This window comes from Pirellulales bacterium (assembly GCA_035533075.1).
GTDB lineage: Bacteria > Planctomycetota > Planctomycetia > Pirellulales > JAICIG01 > DASSFG01.
Genome location: DATLUO010000194.1, coordinates 35172 through 57770 on the forward strand (window position 1 = coordinate 35172; position 22599 = coordinate 57770).

Annotated in this window: 18 protein-coding genes; 4 read left to right on the top strand and 14 right to left on the bottom strand. The window is 63.7% G+C overall.

What is annotated here, in order from left to right; all coding sequences use genetic code 11:
- Positions 1-9: 9 nt before the first annotated feature.
- From VNH11_24930 to VNH11_24945, 4 genes are read left to right on the top strand one after another with little or no spacing between them, the layout of a single operon-like run.
- Positions 10-1200, top strand: a complete 1191-nt coding sequence (locus VNH11_24930) for an efflux RND transporter periplasmic adaptor subunit (protein ID HVA49634.1) — start codon at positions 10-12, stop codon at positions 1198-1200.
- Between the two features lie 37 nt (positions 1201-1237).
- Positions 1238-3031, top strand: a complete 1794-nt coding sequence (locus VNH11_24935) for an ATP-binding cassette domain-containing protein (GenBank protein ID HVA49635.1) — start codon at positions 1238-1240, stop codon at positions 3029-3031.
- Positions 3028-4191, top strand: coding sequence for an ABC transporter permease (locus tag VNH11_24940; protein HVA49636.1), 1164 nt, complete (start codon positions 3028-3030; stop codon positions 4189-4191). Before VNH11_24935 ends, VNH11_24940 begins: the two co-directional genes overlap by 4 nt.
- Before the next feature lie 3 nt (positions 4192-4194).
- Complete coding sequence (locus VNH11_24945) at positions 4195-5310, top strand: ABC transporter permease (GenBank protein HVA49637.1); 1116 nt, start codon at positions 4195-4197, stop codon at positions 5308-5310.
- An 8-nt stretch (positions 5311-5318) separates the two neighbouring features.
- Here VNH11_24945 and VNH11_24950 read toward each other — a convergent pair whose 3' ends face one another.
- The 14 genes from VNH11_24950 to VNH11_25015 form a co-directional block, all read right to left on the bottom strand.
- Positions 5319-6314 (bottom strand): hypothetical protein, encoded by a 996-nt coding sequence (locus tag VNH11_24950; protein HVA49638.1) that lies wholly within the window; start codon positions 6312-6314, stop codon positions 5319-5321.
- 13 nt (positions 6315-6327) lie between these two features.
- Positions 6328-7470 carry an ACR3 family arsenite efflux transporter gene (gene arsB, locus VNH11_24955; protein ID HVA49639.1) on the bottom strand — a complete coding sequence of 381 codons (1143 nt, stop codon included), beginning with the start codon at positions 7468-7470 and terminating at the stop codon, positions 6328-6330.
- Between the two features lie 249 nt (positions 7471-7719).
- Complete coding sequence (locus VNH11_24960) at positions 7720-8757, bottom strand: hypothetical protein (GenBank protein ID HVA49640.1); 1038 nt, start codon at positions 8755-8757, stop codon at positions 7720-7722.
- Between the two features lie 73 nt (positions 8758-8830).
- Complete coding sequence (locus tag VNH11_24965) at positions 8831-9196, bottom strand: metalloregulator ArsR/SmtB family transcription factor (protein ID HVA49641.1); 366 nt, start codon at positions 9194-9196, stop codon at positions 8831-8833.
- 235 nt (positions 9197-9431) lie between these two features.
- A complete protein-coding gene (locus tag VNH11_24970; protein HVA49642.1) occupies positions 9432-9644 on the bottom strand; it encodes a hypothetical protein in 213 nt (70 codons plus the stop codon).
- Between the two features lie 72 nt (positions 9645-9716).
- The gene (locus tag VNH11_24975; protein ID HVA49643.1) at positions 9717-14501 is read right to left on the bottom strand and encodes an efflux RND transporter permease subunit; all 4785 of its coding nucleotides are present in this window, start codon (positions 14499-14501) and stop codon (positions 9717-9719) included.
- A gap of 196 nt (positions 14502-14697) precedes the next feature.
- On the bottom strand, positions 14698-16815 hold the full coding sequence (locus VNH11_24980) for an efflux RND transporter periplasmic adaptor subunit (GenBank protein HVA49644.1): 2118 nt from the start codon (positions 16813-16815) through the stop codon (positions 14698-14700).
- Between the two features lie 281 nt (positions 16816-17096).
- Positions 17097-17615, bottom strand: coding sequence for a hypothetical protein (locus tag VNH11_24985; protein ID HVA49645.1), 519 nt, complete (start codon positions 17613-17615; stop codon positions 17097-17099).
- 150 nt (positions 17616-17765) lie between these two features.
- A complete protein-coding gene (locus tag VNH11_24990; GenBank protein ID HVA49646.1) occupies positions 17766-18413 on the bottom strand; it encodes a heavy metal-binding domain-containing protein in 648 nt (215 codons plus the stop codon).
- A gap of 250 nt (positions 18414-18663) precedes the next feature.
- Complete coding sequence (locus tag VNH11_24995; protein HVA49647.1) at positions 18664-18960, bottom strand: hypothetical protein; 297 nt, start codon at positions 18958-18960, stop codon at positions 18664-18666.
- 204 nt (positions 18961-19164) lie between these two features.
- Positions 19165-19644 (bottom strand): hypothetical protein, encoded by a 480-nt coding sequence (locus VNH11_25000; GenBank protein HVA49648.1) that lies wholly within the window; start codon positions 19642-19644, stop codon positions 19165-19167.
- A gap of 92 nt (positions 19645-19736) precedes the next feature.
- Complete coding sequence (locus tag VNH11_25005) at positions 19737-21500, bottom strand: hypothetical protein (protein HVA49649.1); 1764 nt, start codon at positions 21498-21500, stop codon at positions 19737-19739.
- On the bottom strand, positions 21497-21832 hold the full coding sequence (locus VNH11_25010) for a YnfA family protein (GenBank protein HVA49650.1): 336 nt from the start codon (positions 21830-21832) through the stop codon (positions 21497-21499). The genes VNH11_25005 and VNH11_25010 overlap by 4 nt, the downstream gene beginning before the upstream one ends.
- A complete protein-coding gene (locus tag VNH11_25015; GenBank protein HVA49651.1) occupies positions 21829-22596 on the bottom strand; it encodes a glycosyltransferase family 2 protein in 768 nt (255 codons plus the stop codon). Before VNH11_25015 ends, VNH11_25010 begins: the two co-directional genes overlap by 4 nt.
- Between the last annotated feature and the right edge of the window lie 3 nt (positions 22597-22599).

Sequence of the window (22599 nt, forward strand, 5' to 3'; positions counted from 1 at the left end):
GGCCCGGCGATGCGCACGGCAACAACGCAAGAAGTATCGGAAGCACGCGGCACGTCAGCCAGTCCCGCGGTCGTCGCCGCCAGTCAGGCGGCGGCCACGCAGAGCGGACCTTCCTTTGGTCCGGAAGCCCACGCAGTCGAAAAGGCGGCGATCTCGAGAAAGAAGCTCGCGCGTGTGGTTTTGCTTTTGCTTGTCGCCGGCTTCGCCGCCACGGGCGCGCTAACCTGGCCTTGGCCATTCGTTCACGAGCGCAAGCCCGCCAGTGAGCTGGTTCTTTACGGGAACGTAGACATTCGGCAGGTGCAACTGGCTTTCAACGGCAACGACCGGATTGCGGCCATGCACGTCGTAGAAGGCGATCGCGTGCGGCAAGGCCAACTGCTGGCCACGCTCGACGCGCGCCGCCTGAAAGCGGCAGCCGAGCGCACCGCCGCGCAGGTCGAGGCCCAAAGGCAAGTCGTGGCGCGATTGGAGGCGGGAACGCGGAGCGAGGAAATCCGCAAGGCCCGCGCCGACGTGCAGTTGTCAGAAGCCGACCTGAAAAACGCCAAACGGACCTATGGCCGTTGGGGCTCTCTGGCCGAGTCGAAGTCCGCTTCCCAACAAGAGGCCGACGTCGCCGAAACCGCCGCCGAGGTGGCCGAGGCGCGACGCAACGCCAATCAAGCGTTGCTCGATCTGGCCGTCGCCGGCCCGCGGAAGGAGGACATCGCCGAGGCCAGCGCCACGCTGAAGAACGTCGAGGCCCAATTGGTCCTGGCGGAAACCGAGTTGGCCGACTGCTCTCTGTACGCGCCCAGCGATGGCACCGTCGAAGACCGCATCCTGGAACCGGGCGACATGGCTTCGCCCCAAAAAAGCGTTTATACCCTCGCGCTCAGCGACCCGGTCTGGGTGCGGGCCTATCTCTCGGAACCGGACCTGGGGAAGATAAGTCTGGGAATGGCCGCCGAGGTCGAGACCGACAGCTATCCCGGCAAGCGCTATCGGGGATGGATCGGCTTCATCGCGCCCACGGCCGAATTCACGCCGAAATCCGTGGAGGTCCGCCAACTTCGCACTCGCCTGGTTTATCAAGTTCGCGTGTTCGTCAAGAACCCGCGCGACGAGCTTCGGCTCGGCATGCCTGTGACGGTATACGTGCCCTTGGACCAGCCTCGCCCCGCGGAAGGCTGGGCGGAGAGGAAAGCCGCTGAGTGAAATGGTTGCCAACTCGTCAAACGGTGAAACGCCAACTTTGGGTGCTGATTCACGCGCCGCCGTCATCGAGTTTCGCCGCGTCGACAAGGGCTTTGGCGCCGGGCGCAAACGCACTCAAGCCCTGCGGAACGTCAGCTTTGGCGTGCGCCGTGGAGCGGTGACAGGGCTGATTGGTCCCGACGGCGCCGGCAAGACGACCCTCATGCGGCTGGCGGCGGGGCTGTTGGCGCCCGAAGCGGGCCAGGTCGTTGTTTTGGGCAGAGACGCCTCCGGCGACTCGCTGGCCGTGCAAAGCACCATCGGCTACATGCCGCAACGGTTTGGCCTGTACGAGGATCTCACGGTGGCCGAAAACCTCGCTCTTTACGCCGACCTGCAAGGGGTGCCCCATGAACAGCGAGCGGACCGCTACCGCGAGCTGCTGGGCATGACCGGGCTGGCGCCGTTCACTCGCCGCATGGCCGGCCGACTCTCGGGAGGCATGAAGCAAAAACTGGGGCTTGCCTGTACGCTCGTCCGATCGCCGCCGGTATTGCTGCTGGACGAACCGACCGTGGGCGTCGATCCCGTCTCGCGGCGGGAACTCTGGTCCATCGTCTACCGTCTCGTCGAGCAAGAGGGAATGAGCGTGCTTCTCAGCACGCTGTATCTGGACGAGGCCGAACGGTGCCATGAGGTCGTGGTGCTGCACGAGGGCGAGGTCTTGGGACAAGGTCCACCGGCGAGTTTTAGTTCGTCTTTGCAGGGCCGCACTTTTGTGGTGTCGGCGCCCGCCGCGAAAAAGCGCGACGTTCAAGCCCGGCTGCGCTTCGCTCCCGGGGTGGTCGACGCCGTGATTCAGGGCGATCGGGTGCGGTTGGTCCTGGAGAGCGGGCTAGCTTCTGATGCCCAGCGATTCCTTTCGGAGCGGGCGGGCGCTTCCCTGGAGCGCGTGCCGCCGCGGTTTGAAGACAGCTTCATCGCCATGCTTCAATCGCGCCGGCCGAGAGCGGCCGTTGAGGAATGGACGAATGGCGAAAAGGAGGCAACGAGCGCGGTTCCCGCGGCCTTGCCCCCAGCGGCGGCCGCTTCGCAAGAAAGCGTGATCGAAGCGCGCGGCGTCGAACGGCGGTTCGGCGACTTCGTCGCGGTCAACCGCGTGACGTTCGACGTCAGGCGGGGCGAAGTCTTCGGTTTGCTGGGGGCGAACGGCGCGGGCAAGACGACCACTTTCCGGATGCTGTGCGGCCTGCTCCCGGCCAGCGCCGGCGCGCTGCGCGTCGCGGGAGTCGACGTTCGCCGCGCGGCGGCCGCGGCGCGGGCCCGTCTGGGTTACATGTCGCAAAAGTTTTCCCTGTACGGCAATCTCAGCGTGCGACAAAACTTGCGGTTTTTCAGCAGTGCCTACGGCTTGTCGGGCCGACGCCGCGCCGACCGCTTGGCCTGGGCGCTGGAACAGTTTCAACTTGAACCTCTGGCCGATGCGACCAGCGCCGAGCTGCCTCTCGGTTACAAACAGCGCCTGGCCCTGGCCTGCGCCCTGATGCACGAGCCCGACATTCTCTTTCTCGACGAGCCGACCTCCGGCGTCGATCCGCTGGCGCGACGCGAATTCTGGCATCGCATCAACCAGCTCGCGGCACGCGGCGTGACGGTGCTCGTGACCACCCACTTCATGGAGGAAGCCGAGTATTGCGACCGGCTGGCCATCATGGCCAGCGGAGAAATACTCGCCCTCGGCACTCCCGAAGACGTCAAGCTTCTGGCCCGCTCGACCACGCGACCAGAACCGACCATGGAAGAGGCGTTCATCCACCTGATCGAAGGCGGGCGGCGAGGACAGACCGCATGAACGAAGGCGACGGGCAACGGCACGTTCCCGATCGGCCGCGGGGCGGGGGCGCCATGCGCCTCCGCGGACTGGTGCGGAAAGAGTTTCTGCAGGTGCTGCGCGATCCGAGCAGCATCGCCATCGCCTTCGTGATGCCGGTGGTGCTGCTCTTGATCTTCGGCTACGGACTTTCACTCGACGCGGAACACGTGCCGCTGGCCGTGGTCGTCGAGCAACCGAGCGCCGACGCCGCCAGCTTCGTCAGCGCGTTCCAGCATTCCCGCTACTTCGACCCCATCCCCATGTCGACGATGAACCAGGCCGAGCAGGCGCTGCGGACACGCCAAGTGGACGGCATCGTCCATCTCCGCGAAGACTTCGCGCGGCGGCGGCGCGGCCCCGGTGGCGCTCGCGTGCAGATCATTCTCAACGGCGTCGACGCCAACACCGCGCGGTTGGTCCACGGTTACGTGACTGGGGCGTGGGAAAAATGGCTCGAGCACGAGGCGCAAACGAGCGCGGTGGGCGAGCAAACGCCGGTGCGCGTGACGGAGCGGGTCTGGTTCAATAGCGAGCTGCGCAGTCGAGACTTTCTCGTTCCGGGGCTGATTGCCGTCATCATGACGCTCATCGGCGCTCTGCTGACCGCCATGGTGATGGCCCGCGAGTGGGAACGCGGCACGATGGAGGCTCTGCTCGTCACGCCCGTCGCCGTCCGCGAGATCCTGCTGGGGAAACTCATCCCCTATTTTGTTCTGGGCACGGGAGGACTGGTGTTGTCGGTGGCCGCCGCCGTGTGGCTGTTTGACATTCCGCTGCGCGGCTCGCTCGCCGTGCTGTTCGCCGCCTCCGCGCTGTTCCTGCTGGCGGCCCTGGGAATGGGGTTGCTGATTTCCATCGTGGCGAAGAATCAGTTCGTGGCGGGACAGGTCGCCATCATTGTCACGTTCCTGCCCGCCTTCATTCTGTCGGGCTTCATTTTCGATATCGGCAGCATGCCGCGCCCCATCCAGGCGATCACGCACCTGATTCCTGCGCGCTATTTGGTGTCCATACTGCAAACGGTCTTCCTGGCCGGCGATGTGCCGGGAATCATTCTGCCAAACGGCGCGGCGTTGCTCGTCATGGCGGCCTTCTTCCTGGGCTTGACCCGCTGGAAATCGCGCAAGCGGCTGGAGTGAGAAATGACCGTCTGGCAACGGGTGTTCGCCCTGATCATCAAGGAGTTCCTGGCGCTGCTCAAGGACCCCAAAAGCCGCTTCGTGATTGTCGTTCCGCCGATCATTCAGTTGCTCGTGTTCGGCTATGCGGCCACCTACGATCTGAGCGACATTCCCTACGCCGTCTATAACGAAGACACGGGGCCGGACGCGCGGGAACTGCTGGCCGGGTTCCGACTTTCTCGTCATTTTCGCGAAGTCGCCCGGCTGACGCACGACGGCCAGATCGTTCCGCTGATCGACAACCGCGAGGCGTTGCTGGTGGTACACGTCGGCCCGCGCTTCAGCCGCGACTTGGCGACCGGCGGTTCCTCGCGGGTGCAGGTGCTCGTGGATGGCCGCGATTCCAACACCGCCCTGCTGGCGTTGGGCTATGTCAGAAGCATCGTCCACCGTTTCAACGTCCAATGGGCGGCACGCCACGGACAAGCGAAGCCGCCCGCTCAACTCGAGATGCGCCCCTGGTTCAACCCGAACCTGCAAAGCCGCTGGTTCATCGTTCCGGGCATCGTCGCACTGCTGACCTTGGTGGTGACGATGCTGGTTACGTCGCTGTCGGTCGCGCGAGAGCGCGAACAGGGCACGTTCGATCAATTGCTGGTCACGCCCTATCGCCCGGCCGAGGTGCTGATGGGCAAGGCCCTGCCCGGCTTTTTCATCGGCGTGGCGGAAGCCACACTCATTATCGCCACGGCGGTATTTTGGTTCGAGGTTCCGCTGTTGGGCAGCCTACTGACGCTTTACACGGGGGTGGCGTTGTTCCTGGTCTCCGCGATTGGCGTGGGCCTGATGATTTCCTCGCTGGCGGTGACCCAGCAGCAGGGCCTGCTTGGCGCGTTTCTGTTTTTGGTGCCCGCCATTATTCTGTCGGGTTTTGCCACGCCGATCGCGAACATGCCGCCGTTGCTGCAGCGTCTCACCTTGCTGAATCCGATGCGTTATTTCGTGGTGGTGCTGCGGGGCGTATTCCTGGAAGGCACGCCCTTTAACATGCTGCTCGGCGAGTTTTGGCCCATGGCCTTAATTGGTGTCGTGAACCTCGCCGTGGCGGGATGGCTCTTTCGCCGGCGGTTGTACTGAGCGGCGTATTAGAAGCCTTTCACAAAGAAGAACGTCAGCCGGTTGCCGAACGGATCCGGGCCGACAAGCGGAATCTCATAGCCGCCGGCCAGGAAGTATTCCCCGCCCAAGTGCGTGCGGAAACCGGGCGTGAGGCTGAAAAAGGTGTGGCCCGGCGCACTGCTGAGATTGTTGTGCATATTGGCCGAAACGTAGTATTGGAAGTCGCCGATCAGGAAACGATCGTGCTCGGTGATCGTTTCCCCGATGGCCAAGATCGACTGCAGGTTCGTCGGCAGCACGTTGAAGTTGTTCAGCGGAACGTCGAGGCCCATCGAACCACGCATGCTCCAACGGCCGGCGAAATGATGCCAGAACTGCACGTCGGGAAAGAGTCTCTCCAGGCCGTTGAAGGTCGAAAGCGTGCCGGTGGGCATGCGCGTGCGGAGGCCCGCGATCACCGACGTCCGCCGCGATTCGTGCAGCATCACCCGCGTCGTGATGTTGAAGTCGCCGAACGCGGTGGCGCCCCCCACTCCGCCGATGCTGCTCGCCGTGGTCACGAATGGCTCGTCGAGGCTGATCCACAGCCGGCGGCTCAGGGGAGACTGGAACTGAAACAGCCCCAGGTTCGCGTCCTGCCCCGAGGGCAAACCTTCGGTGTTCGTGTAAACCAGCACCAGGTTGCGAAAAAACAGGCCGTCGGCCGAGTTGACCCACCCTTGCCGCCGTGGCATATCGGCATCTTCGGGCGGCGCGATCCACGGGTCGTCCCAGCCATCGGTGAAGAAGTTCCTGAGCAGCAACGGCGTGAACGGCTCATCCGTGCCACTGCCAAAAATCGACTCCGCCACGACCTCCAACGGGCCATAACGCCGCCGCGCGCGCGGAACCAGGACTTCGTCCGACGGCCCGGCGTCGTCCATGACACCGCTTTGGCCGAACGAGTCTTGCGCCGCTGCGAACACGAGCATCGCAACCGCGACCACAACCGCCGAGCGTCCATGCCGGGCCGGGTTCCGCACTGTTGACTCCTTTTTACGACGGTTTCGACAATCGCTCCAACGACGCGGTCGGCCGCTCGCTTGGTGAACTCGATGCCGCAACGACCTCATTCGACCGAAAGTATTGTTGCCGCAGGGCCAGCGCCACGTTGACCAGCCCGATCAGCACCGGCACCTCGACGAGCGGGCCGATGACGGCCGCGAACGCGGCCCCCGAATCAATGCCGAATACGGCCACCGCCACCGCGATCGCCAATTCGAAGTTGTTGCTGGCCGCGGTGAAGGAGAGGGTCGTGGTCTTCGAGTAGTCGGCCCCCAGCATCTTGCCCATCGCGAAAGACACGGCGAACATGACGACGAAATAGATCGCCAGCGGCAGTGCCACCCGCAGCACGTCGAGCGGCAGCCGAACGATCGACTCCCCTTGCAGCGAAAACATCACCACAATCGTAAACAGCAGCGAGATCAGCGTGATTGGGCTGATGCGCGGAATGAACACCGACTCGTACCACTCGCGTCCGCGAGCGCGCACCAGCATGAAGCGAGTAATCATCCCGGCGAGAAACGGCACGCCCAAATACACGAACACGCTTTGCGCCACGGCGCTGATGGTAATTCCAGAGAGATCGACCTCGCCAAAGTTGACACCCAACAGTGGCGGCAAGACCTTGAGAAACACGAAGGCGTAGGCCGAATAGAAGAACACCTGGAACACGGAGTTGAAGGCCACCAGGCCGGCCGCATACTTCGGGTCGCCCTCGGCCAGATCGTTCCAGACGATCACCATCGCGATGCAACGCGCCAGGCCGATCAACACCAGGCCCACCGCGTAGTCGGGCTTGTCCGGCAATAGCAGCACCGCCAGCGCGAACATCAGCACCGGCCCGATGATCCAGTTCTGCACCAGCGACAGTCCCAGCACGCGCGTGTTGCGAAACACTTCGCCGAGTTTCTCATAGCGGACCTTCGCCAGCGGCGGGTACATCATCAGAATCAGGCCGACCGCAATCGGGATGGACGTCGTTCCCACCGCCAACTGCGTGACGCCGTTGACCAGGCCCGGCGCGAAGTTGCCCAGGGCCACTCCCGCCAACATGGCCAGAGCGATCCACAGCGTCAGGAACCGGTCGAGCCACGAGAGGCGCGGCGGGCGGTCACAGGCGCACGAGGGGGTCATTTCGAACACTTCCTTTCTCTCGATGTTTCTCTGTAGGGTGGGACCAGCGAGCTTGCGAGCGCCGGCCCACCGTCACAGGGTTCAGGGTTCAGGGTTCAGGGTTCAGGGTTCGGGGTTCAGGGTTCAGGGTTCAGGGTTCGGGGTTCAGGGTTCAGGGTTCGGGGTTCAGGGTTCAGAAATACTTGAGTTGACCTTTGCCTGGCGCCTAATCTTGGTGGACCGGCGCTCGCAAAGCTCGCTGGTCCCACCCTACTTGCCAACTTGCCGTTCCAATTGCCGTCGCGCTTTGAGCATCACGGCGAGCATGAGCCGGCCCAGGTCGTCGCGCCGTTCCGCGTATTTCGCGGCCTCATATTCGCTGTCGTCGTAGGCTTTGGGGTCGAGGTAGGGCATCGAGATGCGCCGCGACGCGCCTTTGACCAACGGGCATTCCGCGTCGGCTTGCGTGCAGACCATCACGGCCGCGAAGCCGCTCTGTGGGTTGGCGGAATGGCCGTAGTGCTTGGAGAATTCGATGGTTTCCATGGTCGAGGTTGCGTCGCTCGACGCTTCACCCCAGCGCACCACGTAGCTTGGATTCGGCGACCCCTCCGCGCCTCGCTCGGCCTCCTCGCCGGTCGGCTCAATCTCGACGCCGATCGCCCGCAACGCGATGATCGTCCGCGGGTTAAAGGCACTCGGCGCCGTGCCGCCGCTGTAACAGTGGACCTGCGGCAACCCCCAGTAAGCGGCCGCCGCGTTGCCCATCGTGGCTCCCAGGATGCTGCGGCGGGAGTTGCCCGTGCAAACGAAGAGGATCGCCAGCGGCCTGCCGGGCTGGTAGTTGGCCGCGATCCACTCCGCCAGCTTCTCGCCGGCCGCGAGATGTGCGGCGTCGATCCGTTCGAAGGAGGTTGTCAAAGCGTCGAGGTGAGCCGCGACGCGGGGCAACAGCCGGCGGCGCGTCTTCGGCGCTTGCGAGTCGAGCGCTTGACGCATTTCGGAGGCTTGCAAACGGTCGTCGGCGCCGGCCAGCGTGTGGTAGGTTTTCGCATCCATCAGGTTGTTCTCAATTGCCCGGTTGGTGATCGTCCCGTCTTTGGCCAGCGCGGCCGTAAGCAGCGCCTTCGTCCGCTCGTCGTGCCTGGGATCGGCGGCTTCCGCGGTACCAAACCGCTGCACCGTCCAAAGTGCCCGAACGAAGGCGCCGGCGTCTCGCTTTTCATCTCGTTCAACGGCCAAGCAGACCGCCGCCGCCGCAATCAGCCCAAACACGCCAAACCAACAGCAGACCCTGATGATCGTCACGATGCCTCTCCGCGCGTTACGTTACATATCTGCCTAAACATATATATCTGTCGAAAAAAACAGCGCCAGGCCGTTAGCGTTCATCGCCGCACGGTGCGACCCTTTTCAACCGCTCGCGGTCGCGGCGTAGCTCTTGCATATCGGTCAAACAGGTGTGGAGGCAAACCATGATGCCGCGATGGAGATTGGTTTTTGCCTTCGCCAACCGGTAATGCACCCACAGACCTTCCTTGCGGCCCGTGACCAGCCCACGTTTGCGAAGATACGCCAGGTGCCTGGATACGGTCGGCTGGGGCAGTTCCAAAGCTTCGTGGATATGGCAGACGCAAACTTCGTCGGCTTCCAAGAGCAGGTGCAAAATGCGCAGCCGCACCGGATCGGCCAAGGCCTTGAGCAGTTGGCTGGACGCCTTCAGGGAATCGGTAGCGACGGCTGGCATGCGTTTGACCGAATATAGTGTCGGCCAGCGGAGGCGTCAAGTGGGGCATGGCTTCTCCGGCAAATTATCGTACTCGTCCCAGTCCTCGTGCTTGACTCTCTCCCACGCCAGGGCCGCAAGCTCTTCCCTTGTCCAGCGCGGCTGGGCCGCCGGGTGAGCTGCTGCGAATCCCGTGGCGGCCACCGGTCAGCGGCCAAGTCTGCGACTGGAAGCCGCCAATGTGTGCAGAAATCGGCTACTGCTCGGACCGACTACGTTCCCTGGCGAGGCGAACCAGCGTTTCCGCATCCCAGTTGGGCAGGATTTGATCGCGTTCCTTGGTATAGTCGCGCGGGCTGACTTCATACTGCTGAAGAAAGCGAACAGCATTGACCCAGCCAAGAGAAGCCACCAACACTTCGAACCCGCGCTGGCGGAGCTCCACCGGACTGGTGATGATCGGGGTCATGGCAACACCTCGCGGGCAAGATTCACGGGATTGACGACACGAACCTTCAAATCGAACATCATCCTCTCGACTCTACATTTGCCCTGCCGCTGTGCGCCGCTTCTCTTCTTGCAGTCTCAACCACCGCCCGCGGCGGACCCAATAGAACCGCACGGGCAAGAACAGGTCAACCACTTCGTCGGAAATCAGCAGCCCGCCCAGCACCGGCAAGGCCATCGGCGCCAGGATCTCGCCGCCCACACCTTTGGCAAACACCATCGGAAAGATGGCGATGATCGCCACGCCTTCCGTCAACAGCTTGGGCCGCAGCCGGTGCACCGCGCCTTCGATCACCGCCTGACGCAATTCGGCCAACGACTCGATATTTTCCAGCCCGCCGCGCTTTTCGATCGCTTCGCGCAGATAGACCAGCATGATGATGCCCGTCTCGGTGGCCATGCCGAAACAGGCGATGAAGCCCACCCACACCGCCACGCTGAAATCCATCGGCGGCGCGTCCCAGCCCTGCACGATCTTGGGGAACAGGTACATGAAGAACGCCCCGCCGGCCAAGGCTTCGGGCACGGCCAGCATCATCAGGATGGCGTCCATCAGGTCGTTGTAGGTCAGATAGAGAATCACGAAGATCAGCACGATCACCACCGGGAACACCACCCGCAGCGTCTTGGCCGCCCGCACCTGGTGCTCGAACTCGCCGCTCCATTCGATGTGGACGCCTTCGGGCAGCTTGACCTTCTGGGCGACCACGCGCTGCGCCTCGTCGACAAAGCCCACCACGTCGCGGCCGCGCACCATGAGCGTCACGTAGTTCAAGAGTTGGCTGTTTTCACTTTTGATCATGGCCGGCCCGCCGGCCACGCGCACGTCGGCTACGGCGCTCAGCGGGATCAATGGCTTGCCGCGGGCGGCATGTCCCGGCGAGGCCGCGTGCCCGGCGCTCTGGCCCGTGGTGTTCATCGCCTCGCCCGTGGAACCGGCAGTTGACGCCATCGACGAGCCGCCGCCGGTGGCCATGCTGCCCGGACTGACCAGCAAACGCCGCACGCTCTCTTCGTCCTCGCGTTCGCTGCGCGCATAACGGATGCGCACGGGGAAGCGGTCGCGGGCCTCGACGGTATAAGTGATGGCCTTGCCCGCCAGGGCCACTTCAATCTCGTTCTCGATGTCTTCCACCGAGATGCCGTAGCGGGCGGCGTTCTCGCGGTCGATGTCGATCTCCAGGTAACCCTTGCCCATGAACGGAGCGGCGATCACGTCGCGGGCGCCGTTGATGGGCTTGAGCGCCGCCTCCACCTCCTTGCACACGCGATCGATGGTGTCGAGATCGGGCCCAAATACCTTGACGCCGATGTCGGTGCGCACGCCGGTCGAGAGCATTTCGATGCGGTTGATGATCGGCTGCGTGAAGATGTTGCTCCAGCCGGGCACCTGCAGCACGCGGCCCATTTCGTCGTCGACCAGGTCGCCCTTGGGACCGGTCTGCCGCGGCCAGAAGAAGACCCGCTGCTTGAAGTCGCTCTCCAGTTGCTCGCGCAAGGCGACGAAGGGCCGCAGCGCGCCGGCGTCGAACGGTTTGCCAAGTTGGTCGTCGAGCGACGCCGTGGCGAATTTTTCCGCTTCGGCCGCGTGCGCGGCCCCGGCAAGCTGTCCGACGTTCTTCGCGGCCTTGACGGTTTCTTCCAGGGCGTACCAGCAAAACTCGCGGACGCCTTCGTCGAACAGTTCCCAATTGACGTGCTTCACGCGGTCGCGCCACAGATCCATGCGCCGGTGCTCGACCGCGGCCAGCAGCTCGCCGGCGAACGTGCGATGCTCGCCGCCCAGCGCCTCGGCCACCGCGTTGGCCAGCGTGCGAAACCGAGAGTCGTGGAGCTCCAAAGCTTCGGCCTCGTCGTCGATCAGGCCACGTTCTTTGAGCGATCGTGCGACATCCTGGCTCAACTGCGTCACGTCTTCCAGCGACGGGTTCTTGGCCAGCCAGTGGCCATACTTGGTGGTCAGCTCATCGACCAAGGGGTCGCCTTCCGACGCGCCTCCGTCTGCCACCAGCTTTAGCTGGTGGTAGCCAGGTCCGTCAACTTGGCCGGAGCCGGCTTTAGCCGGGCTTCTCGACCGTGTGCCGGTCGTCGTGGCCGGTGAACTGGGCGACGGGGTAGGAAGCCCGGCCAAAGCCGGCTCAAGGGAAACCTTCTTGTCCCCCGAACCACCAGCTAAAGCTGGTGGCAAATGGGAGCCTCCCTCGGCTTTCTTGTGCTCCATTTCCGCACCGGTCTGCCGCAATGTTTCGTTCACAGCGAAGCGCGTCAGTTCGCGCTTCAGATCGCTTTCCATCTCTTCATACCGCAGCAAGGCCAAGTCACGCAGCGTTTCGTCGAACCGCTCCAGCGCCTTTTGCGTGGCGTCGTTCACCAGATTGTTCCGATCGTCACCGGTCGTCGCGGTCAGATAGCCTTGCTTTTCCAACGCCGCGAGTTCGACTTCGACTTGCGCACGAGCATCGTTGAACTTCAGCACGCGCTTGGGCCACAGCTCACGTGGACGGAAGTTGACGAACGTCTCGACCATATCCAGCGGCGAGGGGTCGGTCGGCGTGTTTGCCCGGCCCGCCTTGCCGATCACCGACTCGACCTCGGGGAAACCACGCAAGAGCGCATCGCGGGCCTTCAGATCGTCGCCCGATTGCGTCACGCTGGCCCGCGGCACCGTGATCGGCATGTCGAGCGTCGTGCCTTCGTCGAGGGCGGGCATGAACGCCACGCCGATCTTGGGAAACTTGTAGGCCCAAAGGCCGATCAAAATCAGGCTGGTCAAGGTGGTGGTTTGCCAAAGCAGTCGGCGCTGTGTGCGAAAGGCAATCCAGAACAGCGCCAGCACCGGCACGCCGGCGCAAGCGACAATGAACCACGCCAGCCATTCGACCGGATTGATGCGTCCCATAAGCACTAGCGGCACGGTGAACGCGCTGAACGCGGAACCCATCCAATTTCCCGCCCAGACAACTCCGCCCGCCAGGGCCATCAGCGCGACGGCGATCAATACCAGTCCACAATCTCCCCAAAACGCTTTGAAGTCGGGGCCGTGCTTGCCGGTGATGGACATCACGGTCAACGACGTCACCAGGAAGAAAACTCCCAGAAACGTCTGCCGCCAGGCGATTTCGCTCGCCCCCTGCCCGATGATGGCCTGCAAGGGAAACATGCCCGCCGCCAAAATCAACAGCACGGCGAACATCCACATCACCAGGTTCCGCCGCGGCAAGGCCCACGTCAGCAGCGGCTTGTAGATGTTGATGAAGCTGCGGACGATCCAGTTCTCTTCCTCGCTCCGCAACCGCCCCTTGATGAACGTGGGAATCAAGGCCGGCACCAGCGTGATCGAAATCAAGGCCACACCGAACAGGGCGAAGCTCTTGGTGAACGCCAGCGGGTGAAAATACTTCCCTTCCCGCCCGCTGAGCATGAACACGGGAATGAACGAAATCAGCATGATCATCACCGAGAAGAAAATCGGCCGGCCCACCGTGCGGCAGGCGGGGATCACCAGCTCGCGGATGTCGCCCGTCACCCGGCGGTCGCCAAAATGCTCCTTCAGCGCGTGCGTGGCGTTCTCGACCATCACGATCGCCTGGTCGACCAGGATGCCGATCGAAATCGTGATGCCGGCCAGCGACATGATGTTGGCCTGGATGTCGATGATGCCCAGCATGCGCAACAGCCACATCGTCAGGAACGAAAACAGCACCGCCAACGGCAGCGTGATGCAAATCACGAACACGCTGCGGAGGTGCGAGAGGATCAGCAGGATGGCGACCGAGGCGATCAGCATCTCGTGCCACATCACTTCGCTGAGCGTGTGAATGGCGCCGTGAATCAGCCGCGTGCGGTCGTAGGCCGGCACGATGTGAACGCCTTCGGGCAAGCCCGGCTGAATTTCCTGAATCTTCTGCTTGACCCGCTCGGTCACTTCCAACGGGTTTTCTTCGTGCCGCATCAGCACCACGCCGCCCACCACGTCGTTGCCGTCCTTTTCATACACGCTGCGGCGGAACTGCGTGCCAAGTTGCACTTTGGCGATGGTCTTGACGTAGATCGGAACGCGGTTGACCTCCTTGATGACGGTGTTTTCGATGTCGGCTTTGTCTTTGATCCAGCCCAGGCCGCGGACGATGTACTCGGCGTTGTTCTTTTGCACCACTCCGCCGCCGGCCGGCATGTTGCTCTTCGAGACCGCCGCATACAGCTCGCCCAGGGTGATGCCGTAGGCCCGCAGGGCTTCGGGCCGCACGTCGATCTGATATTCCAGCGGCGTGCCGCCCACGTCGGCCACGTCGGCCGCGCCCGCCGCCGCGTTGAGCTGCGGGGCGATGTAGAACTTGTTGAGCGCCCAGAGCCGGCCCGAGTCGACCGGGTTCGAGGGACTGTCTTCCACCGTATACCAGAAAATCTGCCCCAAGGCCGTGGCATCGGGCGCCATGTAAGGCAGCACGCCCGGCGGCAGGAAGTTGGCGGCTTCGGCCAGCTTTTCGGTGACGCGCTGCCGGGCGAAGTAAAAGTCGATGTCGTCCTCGAAGATCAGCGTGATCATCGAGAAGTTGAACTCGCTGCTGGAGCGCACGGCGCGCATGCCGGCCAGCCCTTTCAGCTTGAGCGAGAGGGGATAGGTCACCTGGTCTTCAATTTCCCAGGGGCTGCGGCCCATCCAATCGGTGAACACGATGACCTGGTTTTCGCTCAGGTCGGGGATGGCGTCGACCGGCGTATGGAGCATGGCATAGACGCCCGCCACCGTCAGCGCGGCGCCGAGAATCAGCACCAGGAAGCGGTTGCGGATCGAGGCTTCGATGATGCGTTCAATCATGGGAGGGTTTCATCGGTGGCGGAAAAGGAACGGTCAAGATTAACGGCCACGGATGGAACACGGATAAAGAATGAAAGGGGACGGCCTGGAGGTAAACATTCGTCAAGGATCGAACCAGCACACTCCTTAGTTTGTGGCGTGGCGACGGTCATCGTCTGGCACGGCCCAGCGACATTCTTTGTTTTTAATCCGTGTTTCATCTGTGTTTCATCCGTGGCTTTCCCCGCTCTTTCAGATCCTTGACCTTGGCGAGCGCCTTTTTCGGGTCGGCTTTCGCGCCCTCTTCGCACCCGGCGCAGCAGAGGAACACCGGCTGACCATCGATCAGCAGCTTTACCGGCTTGCCCATCGAGCCGAGCCGGTTCTCTTCTTCCACCGGGCAAAAGCGCTGCTCCTCGGCCAACTTGCGGTCCTCGGGCGAGAGCTTGGCCAGCGCGCCCTTGATCCGCGCATCCGGGTCATTCTTGGCCGGCCTGGACGGCGCGGGTGTCGGCGCCTTCGCCGCATCGCCGCTGGCGGGCCTGCCGCCGCGCAGCTTGGTCACTTGCGCCAACGTTTTCTCCGGATCTTCCAGCGCCTGCTTCTTGCAGCCCGCGCAGCAGACGAACACCGTCTGGCCGTCCACCTCGAGCTTCACCGGCGGACCCATCGATCCCAAGCGGTTGTTCTTCAAGATCGGACAAAACTTTTGCGACTCGGCGGTTCGCCGGTCTGCCGGCGAAAGACCGGCCAACGCGGCCTCGATCTTGGCGTCGGGATCCTCGGGCGTCGACGGTCGCACGGTGGTCACGCCGGAGCCGCTCTTCGATCCGCCGCCGCTGCCCCCAAAGTAGATCGAGCCGGCCGCCGGGTTGAGCCGCGTTTCCGCATCGACCAGAAACGAGCCCGTCGCCACCACCAAATCACCCGGCTTCAGTCCCGACAGCACCGGGTAAAACATCGCACCCTGGGGCCCGTTCATGCGCGGCCCCAGCTCCACCTGCACCCCCTCGAACACGTTGGGCAGGCTCTCGCGGTAGACGATCCGCTGCTTGCCCGTATCGATCACCGCGCTTTCCGGCACGGCCAGCACCAGCCCTTCGCCGAGCTGGGCCTGACGCGGAGCATCGTCGGCCACCGCGTCGCGGAGCATCTCCACGTCGCGCGGCGGCACTTCGATGGTCACGGTCGCGGTCGTGCCGGGACGCAGCTTGTGGCCGGGGTTGGGCAGCTCGCAACGAATCGTGACGGTGCGCGTGGCCTCGTCGACGTGCGGATAGACGAACGCCAGCTTGCCGTGAAACGGCTCGCCCGGAAAGGCACGGCTGGTGGCCACGACGGGCAAGGCATCCGGGCTGTCGGCGGGAATCGGCCGGTGCGTCTGCCGCTGAGGCAAAAAGGGAAAATCTTCCTCATACACCTGGGCCTGAATCCAGACGGTCGATAGGTCGGCCACGTCGTAGAGCGGCGTGCCCGTCTCGACGTACTGCCCCTCGACGACGTACTTCTGGATGATGTGCCCGGTGATCGGCGAGCGAATCTTGAGGTGCGTATTGGCCTTGCCGGTCTTGGCCAGCTCGTCGAGCTGGTCGTCGCTGATGCCCAACAGCCGCAGCCGCTCGCGCGTGCTGGCGGCCATTCGCCGGTCTCCGCCCTGCACGGCACCGACGAACTCGCGCATGCCGCTGTAGAGATCGGGGCTGTAGAGATCGGCCAGCACCTCGCCGGCGTCGACGGTGGTGCCCGTCTCGTTCACGTACAGCTTGTCGATTCGTCCGCCGACCCAGGCGCTCACTTTCCGCTCTTCGCGTTCGTTGAACTCGATGAAGCCCACGGCGCTCACCTGCTTGGTCAGCGGCACGTAGTCGGTGCTCCAGGTGCGCACGCCGGCCAGCACCACGCGATAGGGCGAGATCTGCACGCGGTTGACCACGCCGGGCGGCAGGGCCTCTTCGTGGACGTCGCCCTTTTTGCGCTTCGAGAGCGGCATGAAGCAGATCGGGCATTTCTCTTTGCTGTTGTCGCGGACCACCGCGGGATGCATGGGGCAGAACCACTCGACGTCGCTCGACGCGACCGTGGCCGCTTCGGCCGGGCGGGTATAGCGGTCGTAGTAGGCGACCAGCGTGTCCCATTGCGTGATCACGATGCCGATGGCCGCCAGGATGCCGATGAACCGCAGCCGGGCCAATTTGACCAGGATGATGAAATCGAACCACCACCAGGCTTTTCGCCAGCCGGTGAGTTCGGGCGGGGCGCGCAGGCCGCCCTCGTCGATCGGTTCGGGTTCGTCGTGTGGCGGCGGCGGCAGGCGGTTGTTGTAGCGGTCGGACATAGGGTTGAGGGTTCGGGGTTCAGCGTTCAGGGTTCAGGGTTCAGGTGGCTCGGGCAGAGCCTGGCCAGTTCGGCGCCGGCGCTGCCGAATCGCTTTGCGGCCAGGCGATGCCCCGGTGCTTCGTTTGGCGTGCAATCCAAAATCCAAAATCGAAAATCCGAAATTCGGCGGGGCGGCCGCGACACGGGCCGGCCGTTGGTGCTAACCCTCCGGTCCCGTGTGCGGCCGCCGTCTCCGTAGGGTGGGACCAGCGAGTTTGCGAGCGCCGGCCCACCAGTCGCCTATTTCTTCTTCGGCGCCACGCCAAGCTGCTCCTTGATCTTGTCGTTCTCCGCCTCGGCCGCCTTGAGCTCGCTTTCGAGTTTCTGGCAGCAATCGCAAATCGCTTCGCTGTCCGACCCGCCGGTCTTGACGGCTACGTCGGTGAGCATCTGGCAAAGCTCATCACACGTGGCCAAATGGGCCTCCATTGCCGCCAGCGGCTTTTGCAGCTTTTTGTCTTTGGCGGCTTCGGGCTTCAGCTTGGCCAACTCCTTCTTGGCGAGATCGACGTTCCGCTTGACCTCGGCCACGTGCTGTTGCGTGATTTCCTTGGGCACGGCCTTGTAGTTCTCGCCGTAATAGTTCAGCACGCGGGCGTGCTCCATCGCCGAGCGGTGATAGGCTGAGGTCGAATGCGGCAGATAGTATTGGCCGGTGATTTTGCGGTCGGCACGAGAGCTCAGGTCTTGGGCGACAATCGCGCGGTGGGCCACCATCATGGTTCCGGAGATCGCCAGAACGGTCAGCAATCGTTTCATCGTTTTAGTCCCTTAAGTTGTTCGTGTTCAAAGGTAGGGTGGGACCAGCGAACTTGCGAGCGCCGGCCCACCGTTGGCGAGGTCGATTATGGTGGGCCGGCGCTCGCAAGCTCGCTGGTCCCACCCTACGGACTTCGGGTCAGGTCAACTTCAACAGCCGCACCCCATGCCGGCCATGCGCATCGCTCCGCCGGACGCTTTTTGCGACGCGGCGGGCGCTTGTTTGCCATTCATGCCCGACATGCCGCCCATGTTCATCATGCATCCAGGGCACATTCTCATGTCGTCCATGCCGCTCATCGCGCCCTGACCCATGCCCGGCATGTCGCCCATCTCGTCCATCTCCATGCCGGCGTGTTCGTCCGCTGGCGCGCTGCGCTTCGTGGCATCCGGCTTCGTCGCTTTGAGCTTCAGTTTCATGCCGCAGATCGGGCAGTCGGTCGGCTTGGTCCATTGGACTTGCGGGTGCATCGGGCAGGTATAGATCGGCGCGGCGGGAGCCTTCGCCCTGGCAGCCACGGTGCGAACGGCCGGTGAGGCGGCCGATGGCTTGCCGCGGGCAATCGCGGTCGTGGCAGCGCCGGCTGGTGCGCGGTTGGTCGCGGGCGCCGTTTGGGCCAGCATCGGAGCGCGTCCGGCGATCTTGCCGCTGGCCACGGCGCGGCCGCCGCCGTAACCGTAGCCGCTTCCGCCCGACATGGCGCAGCCCCCACCACCGCCGCCACCGCAAGCCAACGCGGGCAACCCGGTTGCACTGACCACGCCGCCGATCACGAGCATCGAAAACAACTTCTGCATTTCATTCTCCTTCACAATCGAGGTAGTTGAGAAAAAACCAACGCATCGACCTCGCCTGACTTGTGGTGCAGGCGTCCCGCCTGCGGAAAGCAGGCGGGACGCCTGCGCCACAACCGCCCCGGCCGTTTCCGGCGGCCCCGGCCCAAGACGAGAGTCTTGGGCCGGGTAATGCGCCGAAATCAGCGGTGCTGAGATTGGCCGTCGTGGCTCGTCTCAACGCAATTCATGGTGGGCGGTGCCCGCCCTGCCGTTAGTAACCCAGGATCTTCCGAGTGGCCGAGTACGAGGGGCCGCTGGAACCGTTCGAGCGGTAGCTCCGCATCGACGGCGCACGGTACGCGCCGGGCGCGGCGGAGTAACGCCGGATGGTTTGCGTTCGCGGCCGTGCCGCGGCCGCGGGAGCGCGAGGCGCCGGGGCCCGCGCCGTGGCGGGGGCCGGCGCCGCGGTCGTGCCCATCGGGCAACCGCCGCTGGCGGCGCGTGCCGAACTGGCGCCGGTTAAGGTCATGGCCGCGACGACAACAAGCATGGAAAACGTCTTCAACATAAAACACTCCTTCTATCGAGTGCGCCGCCGACTTCCGCCTGGAGGTCGCACCGGCGCGGTCTCACCTGATTGAAAATCGGCACACTGCGGCGGTCCGCGCTCGCGGACGAAAGGCCGAGTGTCGCCTTCGCTTAGGAAACGGGCCAAAACAGCCCTACGCGCGCAGCATCAAGCGCTGCGCGAGCACGAAGGAGAAAGAGAGAATCAGATCAAGAGCGACCGAAAGACGATGACTCGGTCAAGGGGTGGGCCGCTATCGAACTCGGCCGCGTCCACGATAAACGAGGGGTGGACCAGCGCGCCGACTTGCTGAACGACCGCGACGACGGCCGGAGCCTGATCGCACGGCACGCTCACAATTTGCGGCGCCACGCTCGGCGCCGAGAGAATCGGTTTGCAGCACGCCTTGGATCCGATGCCCGCGTGGTCTGACTGGCCGCCATGACAGCAGAAGCCGCCACCACAGCAATCGGCTTCCGCATCGGCTGTTTCGTGCGCGCAGCAACTCGCTGCGCAGGCAGTTTGATTCGCGGCAGAATGCTTTTTGGCCGGCAGGTGCTGGCAGAAAAGCTTCACGTGGCCGTTGGCACACAGGCATGCGGTGCTGGGCATGCCGGCCCACGCAGCCAGGGGAATCATCACCCAGGCTACGGCGGCCGACAGTCGTGTGCGGAAAAAGGTCATGGCCAAACGGCTCGATTTTGCGAAGTCCGCGCGCATCATCGGCATGCGCACCACGTCAACTTGGCCAATTCTTCCCTTAGAGGGCCCAATTGTCAAGGGCCTTCGATGCTTGGGCGGCCTGTTTTCCGTTGAATGCGGTGGCTGCGCCCCAGGGCCGGCACGCGCCTCAGGCAAAGCCACGAGCAGGCGAGCGCGATGAAGAACGGCGCAAATTCAAACCAGGTCACGACATAGTCGAAAAATGGCCCGCCGGCGTAAGGCGTGCCGAGAAGCCCCGGCTGCGGATAGTGATACACAAGCCAGAAACGAAGGTAATAGAGCATCGCCAGCCCGCTGAGCGCGAGCCACACCCGCGAGCGCGCGAAAGGCAACAGCGGCATGGCCCAAGTCCAATACCACGGATTTCCGGTCGGTAGCAGCAACCAAAACCAGGCGACCGTCAAGAAGGCCTGGCGGAGAAAATCTTCGGCCGACGAACACCGGGTGGCGCGCCAGGCAAAGCTTCCCGCCAGCAGCAAAAACACCAGCGCCGTTATGGCGCGAGTGAACAGAAACGGCGCGACATCGGCATCAAGCCCGAGCCTGTCGACGAGCGCGCCGGCCAGCGCTCTGCGACAACCCTCGGGCACAAGCGAAAACCAGGCCCGCTCGCGCGCCGGCAACTCTTCGGTCGGGCGAACGTTTTCCATGACCAGCAGGAACAGAAAATCGTTCATCTCCCAATAGCTCAGAAAGGCGCGCACGCTCTGGCTCGGGTCGCGCGGCGCGAGGTCAGTCTCTTCCGGCGGCAAAGGCGGATGCTCGGCGCCGGCTTGCTCGACCGATGGCGGCGGCTTCCACGCGGGACCGACGCGACTCGGCCACATGGGAATTAACACCAAAACGGTCGTGGCTATGAAGAAGAACGACGCGATCGCAGCCGCTCGCCAGCCGCACCGCGCGGCGATGGCCAGCAGCAACAGCGGCGCGAGCACGACGGGGTAAAGCTTGGCCCCCACCGCTAATCCAAGGACGACGGCAAGTCGTAGGTCAGGCTTTCCAGCCTGACAAACGTCAGGCTGGAAAGCCTGACCTACAGGAAACAACGCTTTGACCGCCAGGTAACTGGAGAGAGCTGTAAGAAATACGGCCAGACTGTCCAAATGCCCGCTGTTGGCGATTTCTTTGATCACCAGCGGACACCAGGCGTAAATCACCACGGCAGCCGCTGGCCGGCCGACGCGGCGTAGCAGCTTGATGACGATCGCCATTGTCAACACGTCGAACAGCACGAACCAGGCCTTCATGATCGTCATTCGCGTCCGCACGGAGGCCGCGTCCGGCGTCATGGCGGTCGCCAATGCGAACACGACCTGGCCCACGGGCGGATAAATCGTGGGCAGCTCGCTAAAGTGTACGCGGGCCAGGATCCCGGCCAACACCGGCGAACGATCGCGCAGAGCCACGAGCTTCGCCAGATCGCCGGGCAAGTCGTCGGCAATGTCCGCGGCAAGCACTTGCTGCGGTGCATACCGGAAGGGATTGACGCCCGCGGCGCTTGCTGCGCCGTCCCAGAGATACCGATAGAGGTCGATCTCTTCGATCGGACCGGAAAACAGCAACAGACCGCGGAAAATCACCGCTCCCGCGATGACGATCCACAGCGACTCGCGACTCCGAGTTGTGCGCATGGCGATGCCGACGGCGGCAAGGTAGCAGGCGAAGCACAGAGCAAACAAGCTGAGACTCACCAGCAGCGAGTGGCCGCCGGAACCTTCTTCGTGCAGGCTTTGGCCACTGGCGGCGATGAGCAGGTAAGCGCACGCTGAAACGGCGCCCAGCGTGAAAAGCGATGATGTGGAGGAAATGCGCTTCACGCGTAGCGAGGCCAATACATCATCAAACACACCCCGACCAATGCAATGCAGGCGCCCACGACATCAGGCAAGTCGGGCCGGTTGCCGTCAAAGTACCAGCCCCAGCCGAGCGAGAGCACGATAAAGAACCCACCATAGGCCGCGTACACACGGCCAAAATGGCTCGACTGAAACGTCGGCACGATCCCGTAGGCCACCAAGACCGCCGCGCCGGCAAGGCCCCACCAGACGGGCCGAGCGTCGCGCAGCCACTTCCACACCAGCCAGCCACCGCCAATCTCGCAGAGGCCCGCCACAAGGAATAACAGCAACGATTTAATGAGCGAGGTCATGATCGGCGGCGCGTAAGACCGTATTTGGCAATAACAAAGAGAATCTTATACCCGGCCTTGATCGTGCCGACCAGCGTGCCGCTGATTTTGCTCTGGCCGATGCGACAGCGATAAGAGACGGGCACTTCGAGCGTCCGCAATCCCGCACGCGCGGCCTTGATTTGCATCTCGACCGTCCAGCCAAAGTTCTGGTCGACCATGCCGAGCGACTTGAGGGCTTGATAGTCGATGGCGCGAAACGGCCCCAAGTCGGTGTAGTGGGCACCGAACAGCCACCGCATCAAGAAGCATGCCAGGCGATTGCCCCACACGCTTTGCGGCGGCATCGCCCCCGCCTGGCGCTCGCCCAACAGCCGCGAGCCCAGCACGAAATCGGCCTTGCCTGCGAGAATCGGCGCAACCAGGTCGGGCAGCCGCTCGGGATAATCGCTGTAGTCGCCGTCGAGAAAGACCACGACGCGCGGCGGCGGTTGGCCCGCCGCAATGGCCCTTTCAATCTCCGACAGGCCGCGCAGGCACGCGGCGCCGTATCCCCGTTGACCTTCTTGAACGACACTCGCCCCGGCGGCGGCCGCGGCCTCGGCGGTCCCGTCGGTCGAAGCGTTATCGACGACGATCACGCGCGCGACGGCCGGCAGATCGGCCAGCACGCGCGGCAACGATTGCTCTTCGTTGAGCGCGGGAATGACGACATAAACGCCGGCCCGCTTCGCGGCGGCGTCTTCCGCCGCGCCGGCGGTCGCCGCGGTGGACTCGATGGGCATGGC

Bases quoted from the DNA above. Each gene is read 5' to 3' on its own strand.
- VNH11_24940 (HVA49636.1), top strand. From the start codon at position 3,028: ATGAACGAAGGCGACGGGCAACGGCACGTTCCCGATCGGCCGCGGGGC.
- VNH11_24980 (HVA49644.1), bottom strand. From the start codon at position 16,815: ATGTCCGACCGCTACAACAACCGCCTGCCGCCGCCGCCACACGACGAA.
- VNH11_24975 (HVA49643.1), bottom strand. From the start codon at position 14,501: ATGATTGAACGCATCATCGAAGCCTCGATCCGCAACCGCTTCCTGGTG.
- VNH11_24970 (HVA49642.1), bottom strand. From the start codon at position 9,644: ATGACCCCGATCATCACCAGTCCGGTGGAGCTCCGCCAGCGCGGGTTC.
- VNH11_24995 (HVA49647.1), bottom strand. From the start codon at position 18,960: ATGTTGAAGACGTTTTCCATGCTTGTTGTCGTCGCGGCCATGACCTTA.
- VNH11_24985 (HVA49645.1), bottom strand. From the start codon at position 17,615: ATGAAACGATTGCTGACCGTTCTGGCGATCTCCGGAACCATGATGGTG.
- VNH11_24990 (HVA49646.1), bottom strand. From the start codon at position 18,413: ATGCAGAAGTTGTTTTCGATGCTCGTGATCGGCGGCGTGGTCAGTGCA.
- VNH11_24930 (HVA49634.1), top strand. From the start codon at position 10: ATGCGCACGGCAACAACGCAAGAAGTATCGGAAGCACGCGGCACGTCA.
- VNH11_25010 (HVA49650.1), bottom strand. From the start codon at position 21,832: ATGACCTCGCTCATTAAATCGTTGCTGTTATTCCTTGTGGCGGGCCTC.
- arsB (HVA49639.1), bottom strand. From the start codon at position 7,470: ATGACCCCCTCGTGCGCCTGTGACCGCCCGCCGCGCCTCTCGTGGCTC.
- VNH11_25000 (HVA49648.1), bottom strand. From the start codon at position 19,644: ATGACCTTTTTCCGCACACGACTGTCGGCCGCCGTAGCCTGGGTGATG.
- VNH11_25015 (HVA49651.1), bottom strand. From the start codon at position 22,596: ATGCCCATCGAGTCCACCGCGGCGACCGCCGGCGCGGCGGAAGACGCC.
- VNH11_24945 (HVA49637.1), top strand. From the start codon at position 4,195: ATGACCGTCTGGCAACGGGTGTTCGCCCTGATCATCAAGGAGTTCCTG.
- VNH11_24965 (HVA49641.1), bottom strand. From the start codon at position 9,196: ATGCCAGCCGTCGCTACCGATTCCCTGAAGGCGTCCAGCCAACTGCTC.